The 17,229-nt window shown below is 71.2% G+C and carries 17 protein-coding genes and 2 tRNA genes; 7 read left to right on the forward strand and 12 right to left on the reverse strand.

The genetic code is table 11. The features are described from left to right. Positions 1 to 45: 45 nt before the first annotated feature. Complete coding sequence (locus tag AB6V31_RS13965; RefSeq protein WP_056223876.1) at positions 46 to 1,365, reverse strand: MFS transporter; 1,320 nt, start codon at positions 1,363 to 1,365, stop codon at positions 46 to 48. Positions 1,366 to 1,488: 123 nt separating this feature from the next. On the opposite strand from AB6V31_RS13965, the gene AB6V31_RS13970 reads away from it, so the two are divergent. From AB6V31_RS13970 to AB6V31_RS13985, 4 genes are all read left to right on the forward strand, one after another. After that, a complete protein-coding gene (locus AB6V31_RS13970; RefSeq protein WP_113576092.1) occupies positions 1,489 to 1,881 on the forward strand; it encodes a PaaI family thioesterase in 393 nt (130 codons plus the stop codon). Positions 1,882 to 2,183: 302 nt separating this feature from the next. Further along, complete coding sequence (locus AB6V31_RS13975) at positions 2,184 to 2,699, forward strand: RNA polymerase sigma factor (RefSeq protein WP_369366345.1); 516 nt, start codon at positions 2,184 to 2,186, stop codon at positions 2,697 to 2,699. Continuing rightward, positions 2,686 to 3,681 carry a hypothetical protein gene (locus AB6V31_RS13980; RefSeq protein ID WP_369366346.1) on the forward strand — a complete coding sequence of 332 codons (996 nt, stop codon included), beginning with the start codon at positions 2,686 to 2,688 and terminating at the stop codon, positions 3,679 to 3,681. The genes AB6V31_RS13975 and AB6V31_RS13980 overlap by 14 nt, the downstream gene beginning before the upstream one ends. Continuing rightward, the gene (locus AB6V31_RS13985; RefSeq protein WP_056223884.1) at positions 3,678 to 4,061 is read left to right on the forward strand and encodes a hypothetical protein; all 384 of its coding nucleotides are present in this window, start codon (positions 3,678 to 3,680) and stop codon (positions 4,059 to 4,061) included. Before AB6V31_RS13980 ends, AB6V31_RS13985 begins: the two co-directional genes overlap by 4 nt. Before the next feature lie 7 nt (positions 4,062 to 4,068). Here the strand turns inward: AB6V31_RS13985 and AB6V31_RS13990 are convergent, their stop codons facing one another. Both AB6V31_RS13990 and AB6V31_RS13995 read right to left on the reverse strand, forming a co-directional pair. Beyond that, positions 4,069 to 4,989: an aldo/keto reductase gene (locus tag AB6V31_RS13990; protein WP_369366348.1), complete on the reverse strand. Its 921-nt coding sequence runs from the start codon at positions 4,987 to 4,989 to the stop codon at positions 4,069 to 4,071. A gap of 34 nt (positions 4,990 to 5,023) precedes the next feature. Further along, positions 5,024 to 6,493, reverse strand: coding sequence for an MFS transporter (locus AB6V31_RS13995; RefSeq protein WP_074695465.1), 1,470 nt, complete (start codon positions 6,491 to 6,493; stop codon positions 5,024 to 5,026). A 155-nt stretch (positions 6,494 to 6,648) separates the two neighbouring features. Between AB6V31_RS13995 and AB6V31_RS14000 the strand changes: the two genes are divergently transcribed. Then, positions 6,649 to 6,849, forward strand: a complete 201-nt coding sequence (locus tag AB6V31_RS14000) for a zf-TFIIB domain-containing protein (protein WP_143017902.1) — start codon at positions 6,649 to 6,651, stop codon at positions 6,847 to 6,849. A 120-nt stretch (positions 6,850 to 6,969) separates the two neighbouring features. On the opposite strand, the gene AB6V31_RS14005 is transcribed toward AB6V31_RS14000, so the two are convergent. From AB6V31_RS14005 to AB6V31_RS14040, 8 genes are all read right to left on the reverse strand, one after another. Further along, positions 6,970 to 8,136: an acetyl-CoA C-acyltransferase gene (locus tag AB6V31_RS14005; protein WP_369366350.1), complete on the reverse strand. Its 1,167-nt coding sequence runs from the start codon at positions 8,134 to 8,136 to the stop codon at positions 6,970 to 6,972. 2 nt (positions 8,137 to 8,138) lie between these two features. Then, complete coding sequence (locus tag AB6V31_RS14010) at positions 8,139 to 8,786, reverse strand: 3-oxoacid CoA-transferase subunit B (protein WP_369366352.1); 648 nt, start codon at positions 8,784 to 8,786, stop codon at positions 8,139 to 8,141. After that, the gene (locus tag AB6V31_RS14015; protein ID WP_369366355.1) at positions 8,783 to 9,526 is read right to left on the reverse strand and encodes a 3-oxoacid CoA-transferase subunit A; all 744 of its coding nucleotides are present in this window, start codon (positions 9,524 to 9,526) and stop codon (positions 8,783 to 8,785) included. Before AB6V31_RS14015 ends, AB6V31_RS14010 begins: the two co-directional genes overlap by 4 nt. 118 nt (positions 9,527 to 9,644) lie before the next feature. Further along, positions 9,645 to 10,406: an IclR family transcriptional regulator C-terminal domain-containing protein gene (locus AB6V31_RS14020; protein ID WP_369366357.1), complete on the reverse strand. Its 762-nt coding sequence runs from the start codon at positions 10,404 to 10,406 to the stop codon at positions 9,645 to 9,647. A 95-nt stretch (positions 10,407 to 10,501) separates the two neighbouring features. Next, positions 10,502 to 10,575 (reverse strand) — tRNA-Met (locus tag AB6V31_RS14025). Between the two features lie 34 nt (positions 10,576 to 10,609). Continuing rightward, a tRNA-Thr gene (locus AB6V31_RS14030) sits at positions 10,610 to 10,681 on the reverse strand. Positions 10,682 to 10,748: 67 nt separating this feature from the next. Further along, the gene (locus tag AB6V31_RS14035; protein ID WP_369366359.1) at positions 10,749 to 12,191 is read right to left on the reverse strand and encodes a peptidoglycan DD-metalloendopeptidase family protein; all 1,443 of its coding nucleotides are present in this window, start codon (positions 12,189 to 12,191) and stop codon (positions 10,749 to 10,751) included. Between the two features lie 253 nt (positions 12,192 to 12,444). Beyond that, complete coding sequence (locus tag AB6V31_RS14040; protein WP_074695453.1) at positions 12,445 to 13,242, reverse strand: inositol monophosphatase family protein; 798 nt, start codon at positions 13,240 to 13,242, stop codon at positions 12,445 to 12,447. A 62-nt stretch (positions 13,243 to 13,304) separates the two neighbouring features. Here AB6V31_RS14040 and AB6V31_RS14045 point away from each other — a divergent pair, with 62 nt between their 5' ends. After that, entirely contained in the window at positions 13,305 to 14,888 is a 1,584-nt protein-coding gene (locus AB6V31_RS14045) for a phytoene desaturase family protein (RefSeq protein WP_369366361.1), read from the forward strand. Positions 14,889 to 14,894: 6 nt separating this feature from the next. Here the strand turns inward: AB6V31_RS14045 and AB6V31_RS14050 are convergent, their stop codons facing one another. Beyond that, complete coding sequence (locus tag AB6V31_RS14050; protein ID WP_056223906.1) at positions 14,895 to 16,316, reverse strand: PLP-dependent aminotransferase family protein; 1,422 nt, start codon at positions 16,314 to 16,316, stop codon at positions 14,895 to 14,897. 82 nt (positions 16,317 to 16,398) lie between these two features. Between AB6V31_RS14050 and AB6V31_RS14055 the strand changes: the two genes are divergently transcribed. After that, complete coding sequence (locus AB6V31_RS14055; protein WP_369366363.1) at positions 16,399 to 17,073, forward strand: pyridoxamine 5'-phosphate oxidase family protein; 675 nt, start codon at positions 16,399 to 16,401, stop codon at positions 17,071 to 17,073. Positions 17,074 to 17,229 lie beyond the last annotated feature (156 nt).

Below are 17,229 nucleotides of genomic sequence, written 5' to 3' on the forward strand. Positions count from 1 at the left end.
AGGCGGCCCCGCGCCACGCGCAGCGCCGCCTCTCGGCATCCGGGATCACGCCCTCAGGTCGACGCCCTTCGTCTCCTTGATGAGCGAGACGGCGCCGAGCGAGATGAGCGCGGCGACGGCGATGTACAGACCGATGGTCCACGAGGCGCCGGTCGAGCGCAGCAGCGCCTCGGCGATCATCGGGGCGAAAGCTCCGCCCATGATCGCGCCAAGCGCGTAGCCGATCGAGACGCCCGAGTACCGCACGTTCGCGGGGAACATCTCGGCGTACAGCGCCGCCTGCGGTCCGTACGACAGGCCGAGGCCGAGCGTCATCACGAACAGCGCGACGAAGTACCAGACGATGTTCGCGGTGTCGATGAGGAACCACATCGGCACGGCCCACACGGCCAGCAGCAGGTAGCCGAGCTGGAAGGTCCGCACGCGGCCGAGACGGTCCGAGAGTCGGCCGCCCCACAGGGTGAAGCCGAGCCAGCCGAAGGATGCCAGGGTCGTGGCCAGCAGCACGGTCGGGCGATCCATGCCCAGCGCCGAGACGGAGTAGGTCGCGAAGAACGCGATCAGCAGGTAGCCCGCGGCGTTGTTGCCGATGAAGACGAATGCCGTCAGGGCGACCTGGCGCCAGTTCTTGCGGAACAGCTGGCCGAGCGGAGCCGACGACTCCTTGCGGCGGCGCACGAGGTCTTCGAACACGGGGCTCTCCTCCACCGCGCGGCGGATGACGTATCCGACCACGATGAGCACGATCGAGAAGAGGAACGGCACGCGCCAGCCCCACGCGAGGAAGGCCTCGGCCGACATCGACGAGGTGAGGATCCACAGGGTCGCGGTGGCGAGGATCATGCCCACGGGCACACCGATCTGCGGGTACGCACCGAAGTAGCCGCGGCGGTTCACCGGGGCGTGCTCGACCGAGAGCAGCGCCGCGCCGCCCCACTCGCCACCGGCCGAGAAGCCCTGCAGCACGCGCAGGAGGATGAGTAGGACGGGGGCTGCCACCCCGATCGCGGCGTACGTGGGCAGCACGCCGATCAGGGCCGTCGAGACACCCATCATGATGAGGGTGAGCACGAGCATCTTCTTACGGCCGAGGCGGTCGCCGAGCCAGCCGGCCACGACGGCGCCGAGCGGGCGGAAGAGGAACGAGATGCCGATCGTCGCGAACGACAGCACCTGCGCGATGGCGGGGTCGGTCTGGGCGAGGGGCGCGAGGAACAGCGGCGCGAGCACGAGCCCCGCCGCCTGGGCGTAGATGAAGAAGTCGTACCACTCGATCGAGGTGCCTACGAGGGTGCCGGCGAGAACGCGCCGTTCCTCTCGTTTCATCCCGGTGGCAGGGGCGGATGCCGAGGTCAGCGAGGCCATGAGAACTCCGTCGTTCTGTGGGGCAGGGTGTGGGGACTCGACCAGAATCTGTTACCGACCGAGCGTTCAGTAATAGTGTCAGAGGGACACGCCCCCGACAAGAGGGAGCCCGAAGGAGACCCCATGACGCCCTGGACCATCGTTCCCGGAGCCCTCGACGACCGGCTGGGCATCACCGTGACGGCACAGTCGGCCGACCGGGTCTGCGCGTGGATGCCCGTCGAGGGCAATACGCAGTCCCTCGGCCGCCTGCACGGTGGCGCGACGGCCGCGCTCTCCGAGGCCGTCGGCTCGTGGGCGGCCATGATCCACGCGTCGACCCTCGGCATGGTGTGCGTCGGCGTCGACCTGAACATCACGCACCATCGCGGGGCGACCGGGGGCCGCATCCACGCCACAGCCACTCCCGCTCATCGCGGTCGCCGGCTGGCCACGTACGACGTCCGCGTGATCGACGACCAGGACCGCCTCGTCGCGACGGCGCGGATCACGAATCTGCTGGTCGCCCCCGACTGAGCACCCCGGCGTCGTCTCGGGGCACTGCCCGTCTCTGCCATTCTGGATCGCATGACGAAGATCCGAGGGGTTGCGCCGCCCCCAAGCGGCGCAACCCCTCGCCCGTCGTCGTCAGACCCGAACATCGGACGACGGGCGTATGGGTGCCTTCTCGAAGCCGGAGTCGGCACCCACCCCCGCATATGTCGTGTCCGCCGAGCACCTTTCCTTACACACCGTCCGAAAATTCTTTTCTCGCCTTCCTCTGTAAGGTCCACGACCGCCCCGACACAGCCCCGGTACACGCACGAGGAAAGACAGCGGTGACGGACGACGCGGATTTCGTGGCGCTCTTCCGTGAGCACTACAACGCCGTTCGGCGATTCATCGAACGGCGCGTGTCGGACCGCGAGGCCGCGGACGACCTCACGATGGAATGCTTCGAGATCGCGTGGCGCAAGCGCGATCCGCGAGAGCCGTTCGGTTTGCCGTGGCTGTACCGCACGGCTCGGAACCTCATCGCGAACGAATACCGACGACGAGACCGAGAGGGGGCACTGTGGACGCACATCGAGGACCAGGTGCGCACCCTCTCGAACGCGTCGGAGGGCGAGATGATCGATCGACTCGTCGACGCGATCCGCGCACTCTCCGAGAAGGAGCGCGAGATCCTCTGGCTCACCTACTGGGAGGACCTCTCGGCCGCCGAGGTGGGTGTCGTCGTCGGGGCGAGCGCGGGGACCGTGTGGACGCGCCTGAATCGCGTCCGAGCCAAACTCCGCCCGCTCCTATCCGACGAGCCCCTGTCCGCCGAGGAGGTGCTCGATGAACGACGATGACCTCGCGCGCGCGTTGCGCCGGCTCGATCCCGCGCAGACGCCCCTCGACGCACCGATCCCCCTCGCCGCCGAGCGACGGGCTCGCGATTTCGCGAGAACGGCTCCGCGAGCGCGCCGTCGACCCCTCTACGCCGCCTGGGGCTCGGCCGCCGCGGTCGTCGTCCTGGTCCTCGCGATCGTCACCGGAGTCCTCTGGATGCCGAGTTCCCCGGCATCCGCTCTCACTCCCCAACCGCTCGCGTTCACCTCGATCTCCGAGGACGCGTCGGAGGTGATCGCGCAGGCGCAGCAACGGTTGACGGACGGCTCCGGTCCCTCCTCCCCCGAGCGGCGATCGTTGTCGCTCGGCTGGTACTTCAGCGGCTCGCCCGACGAGGCCGAGGCGACGGTGTTCCGCCGCGAGTGGATCGACGTGCAGTGGAACGAGAACCTCTCCGGTTCGGTCGTGACCACCGCCGCCGAGGCCACCAACGCGGCGGGCGACACGGTGCCCGCGGGCGAGCCGACGCCGGGGACCGTGGTCGGCGACCTCCACTTCGTGCAGAACCAGTTCTCGCCGCTCTCCCCCACCGCCCCCGAGCCCACCGTCGAGGCGATGCGCGCTCTCGTGCTCACGTCGACCGGCGCCGGGGACCAGCTGACGGCGGGCGACGCGATGCTCGGCGCCCGGGCGCTTCTGGGCGAGTGGACGCTCACCGGCCCGCAGCAGGCGGCCCTGCTCGAGGTGGTCGCGCAGGCTCCGGGTCTGCGGGTCGTCGGGTCGGCGTTCGATCGGCTGGGTCGTCCGGTGGTCGGTCTCGCCGCGGTGCCGTCCGGGCTGACCACCTCCGAGGCGACGCTGCTGCTGTCGGCCGACACCGGGCGCATCGTCGGCTTCGAGTCCGAACTGCTCGCCGACAATCCGAACCTCAAACTCCCGGCCGGTTCGATCACCGACTACACCCTCTGGGACGTCTCCGACAGAAAGGCGGACTCCGAATGACCACGACCGACGATCTGCACCCCGACATCGCCGCGGCTCTCGCCGAGATCCCCGGCGGGGTGGTCATCGACTCGCATCACGCGGAGTGGCCCGAGCTCGGCATGACCATGGACGTCCCGTCCGAGCACGAGCGGGCGGTCGGAAGCTGCGCCGACGGCAACGTCTGCGCCTTCAGCGGATCGAGCCTCTCGGGGACGCGGGTGTCGTTCTCGTACTGCGGCACCTACTCGCCCGGTATCACCGTGCGCTCGATCGCCAACGCGCGATCCGCGGGGTACGTGCAAGCCCGGTCCTCGTCGGGATCGGTCCTCGCCACCGCGATCGCCACGTCGTGGGCGAACGTCTCGGGCACGGTCGCCACGCTGAACTGCGTCCCCTGAGCCCGGCTCAGCGCCAGGGACGTTCCGAGCGTCGACGCCAGTAGTCGACGGGGTCCGTCGCGAGGTCGGCCGGGGCGTCGATCGGGTGCGCGCTCGCGCCGCGGCGCAGGTGCGTGGTCGTCGTGGCGCCGCTGAGCACGACGTCGGCCCACGGCTGCGCCAGCGCGGCGCCGAGAGAGAAAACGTCCACGGGCAGGCCGGATGCCGATGCCTCGAGCCGACTCCCGGGTTCGGCGTGGGCGAGCTCGCCGTTGGCGAGGACTTCTTTGACCACGACCGTCCAGCCGGCGTCGTGAGCGGTCTGGACCGCCGGAGCCACCGAGGGCTCGAGCAGATTCCAGGTGGACTGCACGACCGAGAACGGCGAATCCGCAAGAGCGAGGGCGGCCCGGATGACGGCCGCCTGGTGCGGTCCACTCGTGGACAGCCCGACCCGCACTCCGTCCGAGCGCAAACGGCGGAGTCTGCCCAGCACCTCCTCGTCGCCGAGGGCGGAGCTCTCCGGGGTTACGGAATGGACCAGGTAGTAGTCCGGAGCGGAGCCGAGCGCCGCGCGCGTCTCGGGCCACTGCCTGTCGAACATGGCCGCCGAGTGCTCTTTGCGCTCGTGCACGGCGGCATCCATGCTCCATCCGCCGACGTACTCGTAGCCCCACTTCGACCCGATCGTCAACTCGGCGCGGCGCTCGGGGTGTACGTCGAGCCACGACCCGAGGAACTCCTCGGCCCGGCCGTAGGAGCGGGCGGCATCGACGTACCGGATGCCGAGTGCCCAGGCCTCGTCGAGCAGCTCGTGCGCGCGCTCGCGCAGGGCCTCGACCGAGCGCTCGGCGGGGTCGCCCAGGTCGCTGTCTCGCGCGGTCGTGATGTAGGCGGGGCGGCCGACGGCGGCGAGGCCCAGGCCCAGCCGGGCGGAGGTGGCGTGCATCCCTCGACGCTAGCGTCCCCGCGTGCGGGGCGCGTCAGCCGTTCCGGTGCCGACGCACCTCGATCGCACTCAGCAGGATGGCCGAGCCCGAGAAGACCACCGACACCGCGAGCGCAAGGGTGAGAGCGTCGGCGAACGTCGCCGGATCTTTCGCCGGGGAGCCCGCTCCCGCGGAGCCCGCCGCACCCGCGACCGCCAGCACGAAGGCCGTGCCGAGGACGGTCTGACCGATCGAGGACCCCACCCGCTGAGCCGTCTGGACCACTCCGCCGGCGACGCCGCCCCGCCGGGGATCGACGTCGGCCAGGGTCAACGTCTGGTTCGGCGTGACGATCGCGCCGCCCGCGATGCCGAGGACGAACAGGGGAACGCACAGGCGCAGGATGACCCCCGCCGGGTCCGTCGCCTCGGCCCCGACCTGAACCAGCAGTCCGAGGACGATCGTGACGCTCGTGAACACCGCGACGGCACCGACCAGAAGCGGTCGCCCCACCCGTGAGACGAAACGCCCCGCGACCGGAGCCCCGACGACGGATCCGATCGCGTAGGCCGTGACGCCGAGGCCGGACTGCAGCGCGGTGAAGCCGAGACCGTTCTGGTAGTAGAGCGCGAGCACCAGCGGGATTCCGGTGTTGCTGCAGAAGAAGACGACCGCGAAGACGACACCCGTGACGAAGGACCGGACGCGGAACAGGCGCAGATCGAGAAGGGGCCCGGCATCCGCCTTCGTCAAACGCGCCTCGTGACGCACGAGCGCGAAGAGGAAGCCCGCGGCGGGAAGGAGCAGGAGAAGCGTGAGCGGGCCGCCGCTCTGCCCCGTCTCGACGATCGGGAACAGCAGGCACAGCACGCCCGCACCGAGAAGTATCGCGCCGAGCACGTCGACGCGCCGACCGGATGCCGTGGAGGACGGCTCGTCGGCCGGGACCCAGCGCCGAGCGAGCAGAACCGCGGCGATCCCGACCGGCACGTTGATGAAGAACACCAGACGCCATCCGATCTCGGGCCCTCCCGCCGCGATCAGGAGACCCGCGATGACCGGGCCGAGGGCGGTTCCCGCACCGACCGTCAGCCCCAGCCGGCCGAAGGCGCGCCCCCGTTCCCACGCGGGGAACGCGTTCTGGATGAAGCCCGAGACCTGCGGCCCCATCATTCCGCCGAAGAGCCCTTGGACGACCCGCGCCGCGATCAGCAGGCCCGCGTTCGGGGCGAGGCCCACGGCCGCACTCGCGATGACGAACCCGAGGACGGCGATCGTGAAGATGCGCCGCCGCCCACGCTGATCGCCCAATCTCCCACCGATGACCGGGACGAGCGCGAAGGCCAGCACGTACCCCGTCACGATCCACTGCAGCTCGCTCGCGCCCGCTCCGGTGGAGCGCCCGATCGACGGCAGCGCCACGTTCGTCACGCTGACGTCGAGGAGGGCGGCGAACTGCCCCATCAGCATCACCGAGAGAGCGCGCCAGCGGCGCGGGTCGGGAGCGGGGGCGGATGCCGTCATGCGGTGCCCACTGTCGGACCGGGGTCCGCAGCGGCACGGGAGATCGGCATGGGCCGAGCCTATGCCTGCGGTGGAGGGCCGGGGCCGCTGACGCGGGGGAACACGTCGGACGGGATGCGGGTTGACCCCGGGGACGGATGACGAGCGGGACGGCCATGACCTACAGAGACCCTTACGACGACGGCGCGCAACCGATCTGCCCCTCGTGCGGTGTGACGATGCACCCGCTGCTCGAACAGGGCGGCGGCGCCGACGAGTGCCGCGAGTGCGGGTTCCAGCTGGAGTGGTCCACCCCGGGGCATGTCCGCGACGAAGACGACGATCGGCCTCGCGACCGCTGGGCCGAGGAGTCCTAGCCGAGCGACGCGGCCGGTCACCAGAACAGGGTGGGCGACGAGAACAGGTCGACTCCGCGCGGATCGTCCTGTTCCCCGCGCATCGCCTGTTCTCGTGACACGGATGCCGCGGCGGCGGGCTCAGCGCTCGAGCACCACCGCGAGGCCCTGACCCACGCCGATGCAGATCGCCGCGACCGCGACGCCGCCGCCGCGGCGTTTCAGCTCGTGGGCCGCGCGCGCGATGATGCGTCCGCCCGAGGCGCCGAGGGGGTGGCCGATCGCGATCGCCCCGCCGTTCTCGTTGAGGCGGGCGGGGTCGAGCTCGGTCCACAGCTTCGCGCACGCGAGCGTCTGCGACGCGAACGCCTCGTTGAGCTCGACGAAGGTCACGTCGGCCCACGTCTTCCCGGCGCGCGCGAGGGCGCGGTTCGCCGCCTCGACGGGAGCCACACCGAACACGTCGGGGTCGTTGCCGAACGCGGCCCGGCCGGCGATGCGGGCCAGGGGCTCGGCATCCATCGCCCCTTCCGCGCCCAACAGCACGGCCGAGGCGCCATCGTTGATGGGCGAGGAGTTGCCCGCGGTGACCGATCCGCCCTGACGGAAGGCCGGGCGCAGACCCGCGAGCACCTCGGCGGTGGAGTCGTCGCGGATGCCTTCGTCGCGCGCGAGCGCGTGACCCTCGACCTGCACGATCTCGTCGTCGAAGCGTCCCTCGGCCCACGCCGCTGCGGCGAGGCGGTGGCTGCGCGCGGCGAACGAGTCTTGCTCCTCGCGCGAGATGCCGTAGATCTCGGCCAGCTTCTCGGCGCTCTCGCCGTTCGAGATCGTCCAGTCCTTCCGCAGCCGCGGGTTGGTCATGCGCCAGCCGATCGAGGTGTTCCACATCGTCTGGGTGGCGGCGGGAAAGGGCCGCGGACTCTTCTCGACCACGAACGGGGCCCGCGTCATCGATTCGACGCCGCCCGCGAGGATCACGTCGGCATCTCCGGCTTCGATCGCGCGCGAGCCCTGGATCACGGCATCCAGCGACGATCCGCACAGGCGGTTGATGGTCGTTCCGGGCACCGACGAGGGGAAGCCCGCGAGCAGCGCACCGAAGCGCGCGACGTTGCGGTTGTCTTCGCCGGCCTGGTTCGCGTCGCCGAAGATCACGTCTTCGATGCGCGCGGAGTCGATCCCGGTGCGTTCGACGACGGATGCCATGACCGTGGCGGCCAGGTCGTCGGGGCGCACGTCGGCGAAGGCCTTGGCGTGGCGGGCGAAGGGGGTGCGGATGGCGTCGTAGACGAACGAAGCGGGCATGGTCAGCTCTCCTGGTCGAGAAGGGTCAGACCGAGAAGCGCCTCGATCTCGGCGTGGGTGTTGTCGCCGAACAGCTCGCGCACGCGGAAGCCGTCGGGGGTGACGTCGAAGACGCCGTGATCGGTGTAGACCCGCGAGACGCAGCCGACCCCGGTCAGCGGGTAGCTGCAGGCCGCGACGAGCTTGGGCTCGGCGCCCTTGGTGAGCAGGTCGGTCATGACGTAGACGTCCTTCGCGCCGATGGCGAGGTCCATCGCCCCACCCACGGCCGGGATCGCGCCGGGCTCGCCGGTCGACCAGTTGGCGAGGTCACCGCCGGCCGACACCTGGAACGCGCCCAGCACGCACACGTCGAGGTGGCCGCCGCGCATCATGGCGAACGAGTCGGCGTGGTGGAAGTACGCGGCTCCGGCGAGCGCGGTGACGGGCTGCTTTCCCGCGTTGATGAGATCGGGGTCGACCCGGCCGCGCTCGGGGGCCGGGCCCATGCCGAGCATGCCGTTCTCGGTGTGCAGCACGATCTCGAGCCCGGCGGGCAGGTAGTCGGCGACCAGGGTCGGCGCGCCGATGCCGAGGTTCACGACGGCTCCCTCGGGGATGTCGGATGCCACGCGAGCGGCGAGATCGCGCCGCGAGATGCGAGTGGTCATTTCTCCTCCTCGGATGCCAGCGCCCGGCCCTCGATGTCGACGCCGCCGACGAAGACGCCGTCGCGCAGCCACCGTCGCTCCCCCACGGCGACAACGCGATCGACGTAGATCCCCGGCGTCACGACGCACTCGGGGTCGAGGGATCCGAGTTCGACGACCTCGTCGACCTGGACGATGGTGGTCGCCGCGGCGGCGGCCATGATGGGTCCGAAGTTGCGCGCCGTCTCGCGGTAGACGAGGTTGCCCCAGCGGTCGGCGGCGCGGGCGCTGATCAGCGCGGCATCCGCGTGGATGGGGTATTCGAGCACGTAGTCGCGGTCGTCGATGCGCCGCGTCTCTTTGCCCTCGGCGAGCTGCGTCCCGAAGCCGGTGGGGGTGAAGAACCCGCCGATGCCGGCACCCGCGGCGCGGATGCGCTCGGCGAGGTTCCCCTGCGGCACGAGTTCGAGCTCGACCTTGCCGTCGCGGAAGAGCCCGTCGAACACCCACGAGTCGCTCTGGCGCGGGAACGAGCAGATCATCTTGCTCACCTGACCTGCGGCCAGAAGGGCCGCGAGCCCGGTGTCGCCGTTGCCGGCGTTGTTGTTGACAATGGTGAGATCGCCGGCGCCGTGCGCGATGAGCGCGTCGATCAGCTCGACGGGCTGACCCGCGCGGCCGAAACCGCCGATCATCACGGTCGCCCCGTCGGCGATCCCTGCGACGGCCGACGCGAGGTCGGGGACGGTCTTGTCGATCATGCGGAGCATCCTCGCTTGTTCGCTCTGCGTACACACGTACGTTATGCGAACAGGATACGCCGATCACCGCGGGCACGGCAAGGCCCCGCCCGCCGCACGAGCGGGGCTTCTCGACGATTCAGACCAGGCGGAGGTCCGCGTCGATCTCGGCCGCGGCGGCCCGCAACGCCGGCAGGCACTGCTCGCGCCACTCGTCCGCGTCACCGCGAGAGCTGGCCGAGATGTTGACCGCCGCGACCACCGCCCCCGAGCGATCGTGAAGGGGCGCCGCGAGAGACCGCAGCCCCTCTTCGAGCTCGCCGTCCACGAGAGCCCACCCCTGAGCACGCACCGCCTCGAGCTCCGCGACGATCGCATCGACGTCCGTGCGCGTGCGCGGGGTAAGGGCGGCGGGGTGCGAAGCCGCCACGATCTGTCGCGCGTCCGCTTCGGCGAGGGCCGCGAGCAGCACTCGCCCCATGCTGGTGGCGTACGCGGGAAAGCGCGTACCGATCGTGATCCCGACGCTCATGATCCGTCGCGTGGGAACGCGGGCGACGTAGACGATGTCGGCGCCGTCGAGCACCGCCGACGAGACGCTCTCCCCCACCTCGCGCGACAGACGCTCGAGATGCGGCTGAGCCAGCGCCGGCAGCGACAGCGCGGAGAGATAGCTGAAACCGAGCTCGAGGACGCGCGGCGTGAGCGAGAAGACCCGACCGTCGGCACGCACGTAGCCGAGAGTCTCGAGCGTCTGGAGGAACCGGCGGGCGGCGGCGCGGGTCAGATCCGCACGACGGGCGACGTCGCTGAGCGTCAACGCAGGGTTCTCGGCGTCAAATGCCCGGATCACCTCGAGACCGCGAGCGAGGGATTGGACGAACTCTCCCGAATCACTCACGCGGCTCACCCTATCGGGGCGCGAGGAGTCCGCCGCGCGCCCCTCGCGACGACAAAACGAAAGCCGCCCCGGAGGACGGCTTCGCGAAGAATCTGTAGCGGGAGCGGGGCTTGAACCCGCGACCTCACGATTATGAGTCGTGCGCTCTCACCAACTGAGCTACCCCGCCGCACGGCATCCAGGATTCAGATGAGGATGCCTTGAGCCCCGAGTCAGGATTGAACTGACGACCCCTTCCTTACCATGGAAGTGCTCTGCCACTGAGCTATCGGGGCGTACCCGGATCGCTCCGGGCAACTAGAAGAGAATATCAGACCTCGACACTCTCTTACGAATCGAGGGTCAGCCGCCGGCGTGCTGGCGCAGCCACGCGATCGGGTCGATCGGGGTCGTGCCGTTCTGCAGGATCTCGACGTGCGTGTGCGCGCCGAACGAGCGACCGGTGTTGCCGGTGCGTCCGAGGAACTGTCCGACGTGGACCTTCTCGCCCGGGGTGACCTGGAGCGAGCCGTACTGCATGTGTCCGTAGCGGCTCGAGACGAGCTGGCCGTCGATCACGTGGTCGATCAGCACGGTCACACCGAAGGCGCCGCCCTGCTCGGTCGCGATGCGGACGGTGCCGTCGGCGATCGCCTGGACGGGTGCGCCCTCACCGGGGACGAAGTCCGCACCCTCGTGGAAGCCGCCGTCGCGCATGCCGAAGCCGTACGAGATCGACACGCCGACCGCGAAGGGCCACTGGATGGGCGCCGTCGGGTCGTTGACGTAGAAGTTCGTGGGGTACTTGATGCCCGAGTCGACGGCCATCTTGGAGTACGTGGTGGCGCTGTAGCCGTCGGCGCGGTCGACGACCGCGGCCTGCGACTGAGCGGGCGCGACGTAGGCCTGGATCGCTCCGTCGGCCGAGGCGACGTCCCCGCCGACCGCGAGACGGGTCGTCGCGGTGTCGGCCGCGGGGGCGGTGATGCTGTCGGTGCCGCTCGCCGAGGCGATCGCGCTCACGGGCATTGTCATGCCGACCGTGAGGAGTCCGACGACGCCCATGACGCCGACCGAGAAGGACGTCGCCGCGATGCGGCGGACGTTGCGGCGAGTGCGGGGAGCGGCTGCCGCGGGCAGGCCCTCCGAGACGGGCTCAGGAGCCGGGGTGACCGGCGCCGCCTGCTGCGTGGGCGTCTCGCCGGTGAAGGAGAACAGGCGCGCGGCGGTCGCGAACTCGTCCGCGGCCGTCTCGTCGGCGGTGTCCGCGGCGGCGGCCGGTCGCTCGATGGCGGGCTGCTCGACGACGGGCTTCGTCGTCTGGCGCGCGACGGGCTCGGACACCGGCTCAGCGACCGGCTCGGACACGACGGGGGTCTCGTCGACCGTGGAGTCGAGGATGACCGACGCCTGGGGGCGACGACGCGCGCGGCGGCTGGCGGGAAGGGTGATGGGCGAGGTCGGCAGCGACACCGGGGTGGTCGCAACGGCGCCGTCCGCGCTCTGCAGGATCACGGCGACGTCGTCGGAACGACGCTGCTCGTCGACGACGGTGACCTCGAGGGCGTCGGAGGACGCGGCATCCGGGGTCTGCTCGGCGGGAGTCGCGGCGGTGTCGCGCGGCGGCAGGGTGGGCTCGATGGTCGCGGCGATGACGGTCTCGACGACCGCGGCGGCGACGCTCTCGATCAGCTCGGGCTGAGAGGCGGCCTCGGCGTCGACCGGGGCGGGGTCGGCGGCCTTGGGGGCCGACGCGGGGGCGTCGAGCGTGGCGACGGGGGTCTCGCTTGCGGAGCGACGGCGCATCTCGGCTCGGGTCAGCCGGGGGGTCGTCTCGGGAGCGGGCGTGGGGAGGGGGCGACGAGACCGCCGGGTGGCGGCGGGCTCAGTCTCAGAGGCTTCTGACGGCAACGCGGAAGGGCTCTCGTGTCGTGTCGCGATGAGCGACGGCTTCGGGCTGGGGGGCTTGGCCATCTCCGCAGGTTCGGGTTGCGGAAGATAACGAACTGGTAAACAGCCTACCTCGGCTGGTCTGGGAATGCCATGAGCAGACGCTCTGTCAGCGCTCGTAGTCCAGCAGCGGCTCGAGACGGCTGTAGAAGTCCGGTCCCGCGGCGATGACCATGCCGTTTCCGGGCCGGCCTCCGGGGGCGCCTCCGACGGCGCCGCCCGCCTCCGCCACCAGCAGCGCGCCGGCGGCGTGATCCCACGGCTGCGTCCCGCGCTCGTAGTACGCGTCGACGCGTCCGGCGGCCACCGAGGCCAGGTCGAGGGAGGCCGCGCCGATACGGCGCACATCCCGGGCGATCGGCATGACGCGGGCGAGCTGCGCAAGAGCCGGGCCGTGCGTCTCGGGGTTGTACCCGAAACCGGTCGCGACGAGGCCTCCGGCGGGCCCCACCTCGCTGACCGCGAGGCGCTGGTCGCCGAGCCAGGCTCCCCCGCCGCGCGAGGCCCGGAAGAGCTCGCCGGTCACGGGGTTGAACACGGCCCCGGCGAGTGCGGTCCACGCCGCGGTCTCGGCAGTCCCCTCGACGGCGGCGATGCTCACGGCCCACGCCGGGATCCCGTACGCGTAGTTGACGGTGCCGTCGATCGGGTCGACGACCCACGTGATGCCGCTCGTTCCCTCTTCGGCCCCGGACTCCTCGCCGAAGAAGCCGTCGTCGGGCCGTTCGCGCGCGAGCTCGGCGCGGATGAAGGCCTCGACCTCCCGGTCGGCGGCGGTGACGATGTCGGCGGCGGCCGACTTGGTGGCGGCGACGGTCACCCCCTCCCGGCGCCGACGGTGGGCCAGTTCCCCGGCTTCGCGAGCGATACGCGTGGCGATCTCGAGCAGGTCGGCTGCGGAAGTCATGGCATCCAGGCTACGTGCGCCACCCCCTGCGACGAATTCGTCCCCGTGGTTAGCGTGGGGCCATGACCGCTTCGGATTCTCGCCGGTACGACGTCGTCATCGTGGGGGGCGGGCACAACGCCCTCGTCTCCGCGGCCTATCTCGCCCGGGCAGGGCGACGCGTGGTGGTGATCGAGAGATCGGATGCCGTGGGCGGCGCCGCCGTGTCGGAGCGCCCGTGGGCGGGGGTCGATGCTCGACTGTCGCGCTACTCGTACCTCGTGAGCCTGCTGCCGCAGCAGATCATCGACGATCTGGGGCTCCGCCTCGAGCTGCGTCGTCGACGCTATTCCTCCTACACGCCCGACCCGACCGATCCCACCCGCGGTATCCTGGTGGACACCCACGATGCCGAGGCGACCGCCGCCTCGTTCGCGCGCACGACCGGCGACGCCGCTGAGGCCGAACGCTTCGCGGCGTTCGGCGACCGGCTCGCCCCGGTGGCGAGGGCCGTCTTCCCCACGATGACCGAGCCGTTGCCCACCGCTGACGAGGTGCGCGAGCGCGTGGGCGACGACGAGCTGTGGGATGCCCTGACGACGCGCCCCCTGGGGGATCTGCTGCGCTCCTCGTTCGACAGCGACCTGGTGCGGGGCATCGCGCTCACCGACGGCCTCATCGGCACGTTCGCGTCGTCCGACGACCCCTCCCTCGCGCAGAACCGCTGCTTCCTCTCCCACGTGATCGGCGGCGGAACCGGGGACGGGGACGTCCCGGTGGGCGGCATGGGCGCCGTCACGGCCGAGCTCGAGCGCGCGGCCCGCGAAGCGGGGGCCGAGATCGTCACGGGGGTCGAGGTCGTCTCGATCTCACCCGACGGCGACGTGCACACCATGACCGACCGCTCCGAGGTCTTCCACGGGGACCTCGTGCTCAGCGGTGTCGGCCGCGCCGTACTCGATCGGCTACTCGCCGCGGGCGGAGCCGCGACGACCGGCGCCGACGAGCCCGAGGGGGCGCAGGTCAAGGTCAACATGCTGCTCTCGCGTCTGCCCCGTCTGCGGGACGAGTCGGTGACCCCCCAGGCCGCGTTCTCGGGCACGTTCCACGTCAACCAGATGATGACCCAGTTGGATGCCGCCCACGCGGCGGCATCCGGAGGGCTCATCCCCGAGCCGCTCCCGGTCGAGATCTCCTGTCACTCGCTCACCGATCCGTCGATCCTCGGCGACGAACTGCGGGCATCGGGCGCGCAGACGCTCACGATGTTCGGCCTGCAGGTTCCGCATCGCCTGATCGACGACACGGATGCCGTGGCCGCCGGTGCCCGCCTGCTCGCGGCCGCGCAGGCCTCGCTCGATTCCGTCCTCGCCGAGCCCCTGCGCGACTGCATCCTGCGGGCACCCGACGGTCGCTTGTGCATCGAGGCCCGGACGACACGCGATCTCGAGGAATCGCTGAACATGATCGGCGGCGACATCTTCCACGGCGCGCTGTCGTGGCCCTGGCTCTCGGCACCGGCCGAATCCCCCGCCGACCGCTGGGGCGTGGCGACCCCGCACGCGCGCGTGCTGCTGTGCGGCTCGAGCGCCCAGCGCGGCGGGGCGGTCAGCGGCATCGGCGGCCAGAACGCGGCGATGGCGGCGCTGGAGATCCTCGGGCGGTAGCGGGCGTCAATCGCAAGGATCGTCGCGACGCGTCAGCAGGCGGATCATGGTCTGCACGGCATCCATCAGGACGACCGTCGACGGACCCGCGTAGCCGAAGACGATGCCCGCGGGGAGGTCAGTCGAAGCGCCGGGAACCCCGTACGAGGTCAGAGGGGCCACGCGGACGTCCGCCTCCGCGAGCCGGTCGACCACGTCCTGCTCGGTCCCGGCCCCGGCCGCGGGGAGCAGGACCACGGCGTGCAGCCCACCGTCGGTCGCGGTGAGCTCCACCCCCTCGATCTCGGCGAACGCTTCGAGCAGCAGGCGGCGGCGGTGGCGATAGTCGCGACGGCGACGGGCGGTGTGCCGCGCGAGCGCGCCCTCGCCGAGGTACAGGGCAAGCGCGCGCTGCTGCACCTGCGACACCGGCGGGTCGAGGTCGGCCCGAGCCGCGACGAGGCGATCGCGCAGCTCTCCGGTGGCGACGATCCACCCGCTCCGCAACGCCGGGCTGAGGACCTTCGACAGGGTGCCGATCATGACGACCCGCGCGGGATCGAGCAGGTGAAGCGGGGGCAACGGTGCCCGCCCGTGGGGGAACTCGCTGTCGTAGTCGTCTTCGACGATCACCGCGCCGGTGCGCGCGGCCCAGGCGAGCAGTCGCGCGCGGGCAGCGGCATCCAACCGTGTTCCGAGGGGGTAGTGATGGTGAGGAGTGACGACGAGGGCGTCCAGATCGGCGCGGGCCTCGACGGCGTCGAGATCGAGACCGTCGTCGAGGCGCACCGGGAACGGCACCGCCTCGACCCCCAGCCGGTGCAGGACCCGACGAACGCGCGGGTATCCCGGGTTCTCGATGCCCACGCGGAGGGGGCGACCGACGTTCCGGGGCGTGAGCGCGAGCAGCGTCAGCAGCACCGCATCGCTCGTCCCCGCGGTCACGATGACCTCGTCGGGAACCACGTCGAGCCCGCGGGTGCGTCCGAGATGCCGGGCGATCTGGTCGCGCAGAAGCGGATCGCCCCGCACGTCGTCGACATCGGATGCCGGATCGACGCCTCCCGCCCGCCGCCACGCCGAGCGCCAGGCGGCGTCGGCGATGCCCGCGGTGTGCGGACGCCCGGGGCGCAGGTCGACGAGGGTGGGAGTCGTCGCCGGCGAGGGCCGGGAGCCCCTCTGGACCGGGCCGGTCGACGAGCCGACCACCTCGGCGACGACGGTCGCGCTCCCGGCGCGCGTCACCAGGTAGCCCTCCCCCGCGAGGATCTCGTAGGCGGCCACCGCCGTCCCCCGCGCGATCCCGAGATCGGCGGCGAGCACGCGCGTCGAGGGGACCGGCTCTCCCCCACCGGTGCGTCCGGACAGGATCGCCGCGCGCAGGTTGTGCGCAAGTTGCTCGTGCAGGGGCACCGACGATTCGCGATCCAGGATGCCGGCGGAGATCATGTCTCGGATTCTGTCACTGGTCCACGAGAATGCGGAAAAAGCGGACTATGACATAGACCACGAACTCGCGTGGACTGAACCCATGACCGACCTGCCCCTGACCACCCTGACGCGCGTCCGCCGCGGCGCCCACCATCAGCGCACCGACCGCACGGCCCTGTACGACGTGATCGACACGGCCCTGTACGCCACCCTCGCGATCGTCCGCGACGACCGCCCGGTCGCCCTTCCGGTGGGCATCGGTCGCGACGGTGACGACCTCCTCGTGCACGGCTCGACCGGCAGCGACTTCTTCCGCCGCATCGCCGCCGGAGCCCCGGTGAGCCTGACGATCACGCACCTGATGGGCCTGAAGTACGCTCGCTCGCTCTTCGACAGCTCGATGCGCTACCGTTGCGCGGTCGTGCACGCGGTGGCATCCGTCGTCCCTCCCGAAGAGAAGGAAGCGGCTCTCCTCACCCTGTCGGAGCACCTCATGCCGGGGCGCAGCGAAGACGTGCGACCCATGACCGCGCGCGAGATCGCGGCGACCATGGTGCTGCGCATCCCGCTGGCCCAGGCGAGCGTGAAGGACAACGCCGGCTCTCTCGTCGAGGTCGACGACGACGGGGAGGACCGCTCCGTCTGGGCCGGGATGCTGCCGTTGCGGGTCGTCGCCGGCGACCCCGTCACCTCGCCGCAGACGATGGCGGGAACGCCGGCGCCGGAGTCGGTTCGCCGGGCCGCGCGCCGCGTCGACGCCTCGGGCACGGCCTGAAACCCGACACGGCTCCTGCAATCCGCCCCGACTGCCGGAACGAGCGCCTCACCCGCGCCCGTGTGCAGGAGTTGTGCGCACCCGCGAGCGTGCAGACCCGCCGCTCCCGCGGGAAGATCCACCGGCTCGCGGCAGAACTCCTGCGTTGCGTCCCGC

It is taken from the genome of Microbacterium sp. 16-032 (assembly GCF_041079455.1).
GTDB classification, from domain to species: Bacteria; Actinomycetota; Actinomycetes; order Actinomycetales; family Microbacteriaceae; genus Microbacterium; species Microbacterium testaceum_A.

Excerpts from the sequence above, each read along its gene's own strand:
- AB6V31_RS14010 (WP_369366352.1), bottom strand. The coding sequence starts at position 8,786 with ATGACCACTCGCATCTCGCGGCGCGATCTCGCCGCTCGCGTGGCATCC.
- AB6V31_RS13970 (WP_113576092.1), top strand. The coding sequence starts at position 1,489 with ATGACGCCCTGGACCATCGTTCCCGGAGCCCTCGACGACCGGCTGGGC.
- AB6V31_RS14045 (WP_369366361.1), top strand. The coding sequence starts at position 13,305 with ATGACCGCTTCGGATTCTCGCCGGTACGACGTCGTCATCGTGGGGGGC.
- AB6V31_RS13965 (WP_056223876.1), bottom strand. The coding sequence starts at position 1,365 with ATGGCCTCGCTGACCTCGGCATCCGCCCCTGCCACCGGGATGAAACGA.
- AB6V31_RS14050 (WP_056223906.1), bottom strand. The coding sequence starts at position 16,316 with ATGATCTCCGCCGGCATCCTGGATCGCGAATCGTCGGTGCCCCTGCAC.
- AB6V31_RS13980 (WP_369366346.1), top strand. The coding sequence starts at position 2,686 with ATGAACGACGATGACCTCGCGCGCGCGTTGCGCCGGCTCGATCCCGCG.
- AB6V31_RS14040 (WP_074695453.1), bottom strand. The coding sequence starts at position 13,242 with ATGACTTCCGCAGCCGACCTGCTCGAGATCGCCACGCGTATCGCTCGC.
- AB6V31_RS14005 (WP_369366350.1), bottom strand. The coding sequence starts at position 8,136 with ATGCCCGCTTCGTTCGTCTACGACGCCATCCGCACCCCCTTCGCCCGC.
- AB6V31_RS13985 (WP_056223884.1), top strand. The coding sequence starts at position 3,678 with ATGACCACGACCGACGATCTGCACCCCGACATCGCCGCGGCTCTCGCC.
- AB6V31_RS14000 (WP_143017902.1), top strand. The coding sequence starts at position 6,649 with ATGACCTACAGAGACCCTTACGACGACGGCGCGCAACCGATCTGCCCC.
- AB6V31_RS13990 (WP_369366348.1), bottom strand. The coding sequence starts at position 4,989 with ATGCACGCCACCTCCGCCCGGCTGGGCCTGGGCCTCGCCGCCGTCGGC.
- AB6V31_RS14055 (WP_369366363.1), top strand. The coding sequence starts at position 16,399 with ATGACCGACCTGCCCCTGACCACCCTGACGCGCGTCCGCCGCGGCGCC.
- AB6V31_RS13995 (WP_074695465.1), bottom strand. The coding sequence starts at position 6,493 with ATGACGGCATCCGCCCCCGCTCCCGACCCGCGCCGCTGGCGCGCTCTC.
- AB6V31_RS14035 (WP_369366359.1), bottom strand. The coding sequence starts at position 12,191 with ATGCGCCGTCGCTCCGCAAGCGAGACCCCCGTCGCCACGCTCGACGCC.
- AB6V31_RS14015 (WP_369366355.1), bottom strand. The coding sequence starts at position 9,526 with ATGATCGACAAGACCGTCCCCGACCTCGCGTCGGCCGTCGCAGGGATC.